The organism is Streptococcus sp. 1055, assembly GCF_013276815.1.
GTDB classification, from domain to species: domain Bacteria; phylum Bacillota; class Bacilli; order Lactobacillales; family Streptococcaceae; genus Streptococcus; species Streptococcus pseudopneumoniae.
The window spans coordinates 1-1,100 of record NZ_VMLT01000071.1; the positions used below are offsets into that span (position 1 = coordinate 1).

Consider the following 1,100-nt stretch of genomic DNA (forward strand, 5'->3'; position numbering starts at 1 on the left):
TGATTTTAGTCCAGTATTAAATAAAATTCAACAATAGAATCATTAGAATTTCTCGCTGTTGATTTAACTATCACTCGTTTACCTGCAACATTTTCCAAATTTTCTACCGTAGACTTCCTGCAAAACTAGAATCCTAGTTCATGATTGGTAATACCAGCAATCAAATTCATTCGTAATCCGAAGCGTTTACGATGATTTCGATAGGTTGTTGAAAACATTTTAAACGTTTTTACTTTGGCAAAGATGTTTTCAACCTTGCTTCTCTCCTTAGATAGCGCATGGTTACAGGCTTTATCTTCAACTGTTAGCGGCTTGAGTTTGCTGGATTTACGTGGAGTTTGTGCTTGAGGATATATCTTCATGAGCCCTTGATAACCACTGTCAGCCAAGATTTTACCAGCTTGTCCGATATTTCTGCGACTCATTTTGAACAACTTCATATCATGACAATAGTTCACAGTGATATCTAAAGAAACAATTCTTCCTTGACTTGTGACAATCGCTTGAGCCTTCATAGCGTGAAATTTCTTTTTACCAGAATCATTCGCTAATTGTTTTTTTAGGGCGATTGATTTGTACTTCCGTCGCATCAATCATTACCGTGTCCTCAGAACTGAGAGGAGTTCTTGAAATCGTAAAACCATTTTGAACAAGAGTTACTTCACCCCATTGGCTCCGACGGATTAAGTTGCTTTCGTGGATACCAAAATCAGCCGCAATTTCTTCATAAGTGCGGTATTCTCGCACATATTGAAGAGTGGCCATAAGAAGGTCTTCTAGGCTTAATTTAGGTTTTCGTCCACCTTTTGCGTGTTTAAGTTGATAAGCTGTTTTTAATCCAGCTAACATCTCTTCAAAAGTGGTACGCTGAACACCAACAAGACGCTTAAATCATGCATCAGTTAGTTGTTTACTTGCTTCATCATTCATAGAACTACTATACCATATTTTGTTTCGCAGGAAGTATAATTTAATTTACTAGATTTGATGCTTCTATCTATTTATTCGGAAAAGAAATTAAAAATCTTCCCAATTTCTAGTAATATTTTAGAAGTTATAGTGTAGCATTCCAACTTCAAAGGTAACCGCCCAATAACGAA

The 1,100-nt window shown here is 36.3% G+C and carries 1 pseudogene; it reads right to left on the bottom strand.

From position 1 onward, the window contains the following. Positions 1–125 precede the first annotated feature (125 nt). Positions 126–930 (bottom strand): annotated as a pseudogene (locus HT699_RS06930) (IS5 family transposase). Positions 931–1,100: the final 170 nt, after the last annotated feature.